The sequence below is a fragment of the Petrocella sp. FN5 genome, assembly GCF_029210395.1.
Taxonomy (GTDB): Bacteria; Bacillota; Clostridia; order Lachnospirales; family Vallitaleaceae; genus Petrocella.
The window spans coordinates 1-5,594 of the sequence record NZ_JARGDP010000109.1; the positions used below are offsets into that span (position 1 = coordinate 1).

The window sequence follows — 5,594 nt, forward strand, 5'->3', positions numbered from 1 at the left end:
TTTAGTTTAATCTGTGTCCATCATGCATGTCATTAGATCAGTCAAGTTCGAGTGGTTTTGATGCAACTGGATGTCGCGTTCTGTCAGATGATATTGTTAATCAATTGACTTATAAGTTAATTAATTAACAGATAATGCAGGGTTATCCTCTAATAAGTATAGCATATGTCATACTTTTTGTATATATATCATATTTTTTAGTTATTATGCTGTATTTTCCGAAGTTATTAGGTAAGCTTGGTAATTGCTTCACTTCTCAAAAGAAAGAACTTATTATTCTGTCATAAAAATATCAAAAAAAGTAGCAACTCTAGGTTGATACCTAAGTTACTACTTGGTCTTACTCATCTTTATACTAATTGGTAAGTATTTTAAGTTCTTCATCAATATCTTCTAATTGATCTTTGATCAATGCAATATTTCTTTCATATTCCTTAATTTTTGCTAAACGCTCCAATTTAAGATCTTCAAGTTCTTTGGTGGATGGGTTTGACAAAAGCTTCAACTCTGTTTCAACTTTGTCTAGGTTTAACTGATACTTTTCCCATGCTTTTTCAAGACTTGAATCATAGTCGCCTACCTCCATGTACTTCTTAATACAGTTCATGTCATATACAATTCTACTTTTTTTCCTTAATAGTTCTAGTCTTTTTTCCATATTCTTCTCCTCTCAATCTTTACTTATTGGATATTGTTCTTATACAGCCATTATAGCATGACGCTATAAAATTGTACATAGTTTATACATACTTATGTACTTAAAAAATACACAATTCTACTCCTTATATCGATCCTGGATTTCGTAAATACGATCAATTCCTTTAAAAAAGGCCTCTACAACCTTTGGATCAAAATGTTTCCCAGATTCTTGTCGAATATAAATCAAGGCTTCTTCTGTTTTCCAAGCTTCTTTATATGGTCTTTTACTGGTTAGGGCATCAAAGACATCCGCTAATGCTGTTATTCTTGCAAATAAATTGGTCTCTATACCTACCAGTCCTCTAGGATATCCTTTTCCGTCCCATCTTTCGTGATGCTCTAAGGCAACAACTTTGGCTGTTCTAAGCAAGTCGGATTTATGATCACCAATAATGGTCGCACCGATTATAGTATGTTTCTTAACAATATCAAACTCTTCTTCTGTTAATTTTCCCGGCTTCTGAAGAATTGAATCCGGTACACCAAGTTTGCCGATGTCATGCATAGGAGATACATTTCGTAATAACTCTGCTTCACTTTCCGGAAATCCATAATGAAGCGCTATGGTTTTGCAAAATTCACTAACACGATAGATATGCATACCGGTTTCATTATCTCTAAACTCAGCTGCCATACCTAGCCTTCGTATAATCTCAATACGTGTTTCAGTTAGTTCCTTTGTTTTTTCTGCCACTTGGAATTCTAAGGCCTTGCTTTGACTATATAGACTCAAATGTGTCTTAACCCTAGATAATACAATGGATGCACTTATAGGCTTTGTAATATAATCGACGGCGCCAATTTCTAGACCTCTTGCTTCATTGAAGGCGTCTCCTTTAGCTGATACAAATATAATGGGAATGCCTTTGGTAACCGGATTACTTTTTAGTCTTTTACACACTTCATAACCGTCCATATGTGGCATGACGATGTCTAGTAAAATAATATCCGGAGATGTTTTTTCAGCAATTTTCAACGCCATTTCACCGCTTTTGGCCACCTTAATATGGTAGGTTTCATTTAGGACACCTTCAAGGATTTCAATACTATCCGGTGTGTCATCCACAATTAAGACCGTCTGCTTTTTATACATATGCATCACCCTAGCCTTTAAGTCTTGAATTTTTCTTTAATTATTGTACTTGCTTCTTCAAACTCATAACTGTTGATATGATCAGCCAAATCTTTAAAGTCCTGATTAGAAAAATGCTTTCTTAGGCTGTGCGTCATTTCCAAAAAGACCTTTTTGCCTCTTACATCATAAGCCTCTAACATTTCATTTAATAATGGTAATTTTTCATAGAAGGCATTTTCTTCCATCGTCTCTTCTAAAACACTATCCTTCTTTAACTCAAGAAGTACTTCTTGAATCTCATCACAGACCAAGTAAAGAAGCTCATCTAGTTCTTTAAGCTGATCATAATAGTCTTGTTTTTGGTATGCGTTATCTTTAATCATACGCTCCAGATGTTCAAAATGATGTTCCAATGTTGATGATCCAATGTGAGCCGAAAGTCCTTTTAGGGTATGAGCTATACGTATTTTTCCCTCGATATTTCCAATATTAACATTTTCAAGCTCTTTGCAGACATTTCTATAACCTAGAAACCTTTCCATAATGCTCATATAGAGCTGCATATTGCCTTTATAGTATTCTTGAATAATATTTCTATTTATATGACTCGTTTGAGGATATATAGGATCCTGCTTTACTGCCATATGCCATGATAGATTTTCAGGACTCACGATGCCTTTTGTCCATTTATTGATCATAGCATATAGTCTATCCGGTATAATTGGTTTGGTTAAGTAATCATCCATACCTTTTGCCAACACTTCAATCCTTGTATCAGACATGGCATCAGCTGTTAAAGCTATTATGGGTATTTTAATATGTTTTAATTGATTTTTGATTTTTTGAGTCGCTTTGTAACCGTCCAAAATAGGCATGTGTAAATCCATCAAAATTATGTCATAGGTCCCATCACTGTCATTTAGTTCTCTAAAAGCATCCAAGCCATTAGAAACCACTTTGATGGTACCACCTTCACTTACAACAAATTCGCTAACAATCTGCTGATTGACTTCATTATCCTCTGCCAATAGTATTCGTACCCCTTTAATATCCCAAGTTTCCTTTATACCGGAATAAGTCGTCATACTTTGTGTCAGCGACAACTCATTTTTACATAACAATGACAAAATGGTATCAAACAATATGGACTGATTAATCGGTTTCATTATAACTTCATCAAATCCTTCATGCATGGCCTGTGTTACTACTGTATCTCGTATATTTGCAGTCAACATAATGTATTTCGGTTCCTGCAAATTTGATTTAATGGCTTTAAGCTGTCTTAAAGTTATTATACCTTCATGGCCGGACATACTACAGCCAATTAAGACCATATCAAAATGTTGTTTATTTTTCACACATTTTAAAGCCATCTCCTTATCTGCATAAACCACATGCTCGAAACCAAAATTTCTCGTATACAACTCCAAAACATCTCTAACACTTCTATTTTCTTCTACAATCAATAAAGATATTTTTTTTAGATTGTCCGGAATCTCCTTTTTGTGATGAGCATTGGGGGCCACTGTAAAATTAGCGGTAAAAACAAAGTTACTTCCTTTACCAAATTCACTGCTAACGTATATGTTACCACCCATTAACTCGACAATTTGTTTGGAAATAATTAGGCCTAACCCAGTTCCACCATATTTTCTTGTGGTGGAAGTATCCCCTTGAGAAAAAGCTTGAAAAATACTGTTCTTTTGAACCTCGGTCATACCAATCCCCATGTCTCTGATTTCAAAAAGCAAAGTAATATCTTTTTCTGTTATTTTCTTCGTGGTCACATTCAAAAATATTTCGCCTTGATCTGTAAACTTAACTGCATTATCTGTGATGTTGAGTAATACTTGACCCAGTCTAAAGGGATCGCCACTCAAAGTATTGGGTATTAAAGGATCTTGCATGACAATCAATTCCAGACCCTTTTTATATGCTTTTACGCTTACCATGTCCATGAGATTGTTCATAACATCCTCTAGATTAAATACGGTTTCTTCCATTTGTAGCTTACCGGCATCAATTTTGGAAAAATCAAGAATATCATTAATGATGTGTAGTAGTCTATGAGCCGCATGATCAACCTTGTTTATGTAGTCTTCTTGTTTATGATTTAATGGTGTTTTCCGCAACAAGCTTGAAAAACCAATAATAGCATTCATAGGCGTACGTATCTCATGGCTCATATTTGCTAGAAAGGCGCTTTTAGTCTTTACAGAAGCTTCCGCTTGTTCCTTTAGAATCTTTAATTCATTGTTCCTCTTGTTAATGACTGCATTTGCATCGTCTATTTCATCTAATAACTTGGTCAACACGAGTTGATTTTTGTCTTTCATTTCTTGCAGATGGAGTCGGTTAACTTCAGATCGCTTTAACTTTTTTTCAATAATCCTGAACTTCTTTTCCATGATTCTGATTTCTTTTTCATATTCTTCTATGGAATGTTCATGTCCTTGATGTTCCATCTATTCTTCTCCTATTAGTAGCACGGCTATAGTACCATTGTGAAAATAGCTTTCTCTACCATTTTCCAGAGGACAAATCTCTCCATAAGTATAGAAACCACATATTGGGAAACTTTCCGGCATGTTTTTTTGTAAATAGTGATATTCCTTATCTACATTCAATCCCAAAATAGCTTTTCTAGCAGAACAGGTAAATACAAGCGCCGCTTCTGGTTTATTACCATTATAACTTTCAATAGCATCCTTAAGTGCTGTTTCAGAAGCAATGCTCATTTTTTCAATAGATCCGGAAACCAGTTGAACAACAACATCTTCCGGAACATCACCAAAAAAAGTTACACTTCTATTGTCTTCATTAAAAGTATAAGGACTTCTTATATAGTATTTTTCACTGTGTTCGTTTGGGAAAACTGCCAAAGGATACTCAGTTGGCACTCTTTTATAATTACCGCCGACATAGCGGTTGTAGAAATCTAGAATTGGTTCTTGGTCAACCTCATAGACTACATTACCGTCAACTTTTGTAATTCTTTTTTTATGTCCGATAGGGGTCCATCCACTGGCCAATCCCGAAGAAAAAATAATGTTTCCGGCAAAAAGAAGAACAAGTATGCTATCGGTTAATATCTCTCTTTTATAGAACTGATATGTTTTCTTCATAGACCACTGGTCCGCAGCCAATCCCCCAAAAATGGGAAATTCATGGCCTAATATACTTTTTAATGCATTAATCACCGATACGCCACCAACAGTCACACTTTCTGCAAGTGTTATACAAAAGCTTGGTGATTTTGACATTTTTACTTCTGCTTGATTAATTGCATTCATTGCCGTTTGATGCGCGTCTTGGGATAAATATTCACCCATGCCTGCTTGTATCTCAATGGTGTCCGAATAAAATAAAATTAAAGTAATGGAATCTTCTACACATCCTAAAATAGATGAAATCTCTCCATCTGTTGTACAACCAATCAACTCCAGCTTTGGAAATGTATCCATGATTGTGTCCAACACTTTTTGATGGTCCATGTGTATGGCATTATAGACAATACCAGCATGGGGGGTTAGTTCTCCCAACGCCTTTTGGCACTGTTCCAATACTTCCATTATACAATCTGCCGCTTCTACGTCTTCGCTGTGACCTACTACAACTTTAATCACCTAAACAACCTCCTGTCTCATCCATCCTACATATCAAAAAACAAGTGTTTTTATAGTATGTTCAAGACGTCTAACTTAGTTATGACCCCTTAATTATGGTATAGGCATAATATAAGCGGGACTTATAGAACATAAGTCTCATTTATATTGTATCATTTTCATATGTTTTTTTCTATCTTTTTAGTTATTATATA

General features: G+C 35.0%; 4 protein-coding genes. All 4 read right to left on the bottom strand.

Annotation, left to right across the window (positions count from 1 at the left end):
* Positions 1 to 355: 355 nt before the first annotated feature.
* The 4 genes from P0N36_RS14355 to P0N36_RS14370 all read right to left on the bottom strand — a co-directional run bounded on the left by P0N36_RS14355 (position 356) and on the right by P0N36_RS14370 (position 5,400).
* Positions 356 to 658: a hypothetical protein gene (locus P0N36_RS14355; RefSeq protein ID WP_275843551.1), complete on the bottom strand. Its 303-nt coding sequence runs from the start codon at positions 656 to 658 to the stop codon at positions 356 to 358.
* Positions 659 to 775: 117 nt separating this feature from the next.
* A complete protein-coding gene (locus tag P0N36_RS14360) occupies positions 776 to 1,792 on the bottom strand; it encodes a response regulator (protein WP_275843552.1) in 1,017 nt (338 codons plus the stop codon).
* Between the two features lie 17 nt (positions 1,793 to 1,809).
* Positions 1,810 to 4,239, bottom strand: a complete 2,430-nt coding sequence (locus P0N36_RS14365) for a response regulator (RefSeq protein WP_275843553.1) — start codon at positions 4,237 to 4,239, stop codon at positions 1,810 to 1,812.
* Positions 4,240 to 5,400, bottom strand: coding sequence for an FIST signal transduction protein (locus P0N36_RS14370; RefSeq protein WP_275843554.1), 1,161 nt, complete (start codon positions 5,398 to 5,400; stop codon positions 4,240 to 4,242). It lies immediately after the preceding gene.
* Positions 5,401 to 5,594: the final 194 nt, after the last annotated feature.

Excerpts from the sequence above, each read along its gene's own strand:
- P0N36_RS14355 (WP_275843551.1), bottom strand. The coding sequence starts at position 658 with ATGGAAAAAAGACTAGAACTATTAAGGAAAAAAAGTAGAATTGTATAT.
- P0N36_RS14360 (WP_275843552.1), bottom strand. The coding sequence starts at position 1,792 with ATGTATAAAAAGCAGACGGTCTTAATTGTGGATGACACACCGGATAGT.
- P0N36_RS14365 (WP_275843553.1), bottom strand. The coding sequence starts at position 4,239 with ATGGAACATCAAGGACATGAACATTCCATAGAAGAATATGAAAAAGAA.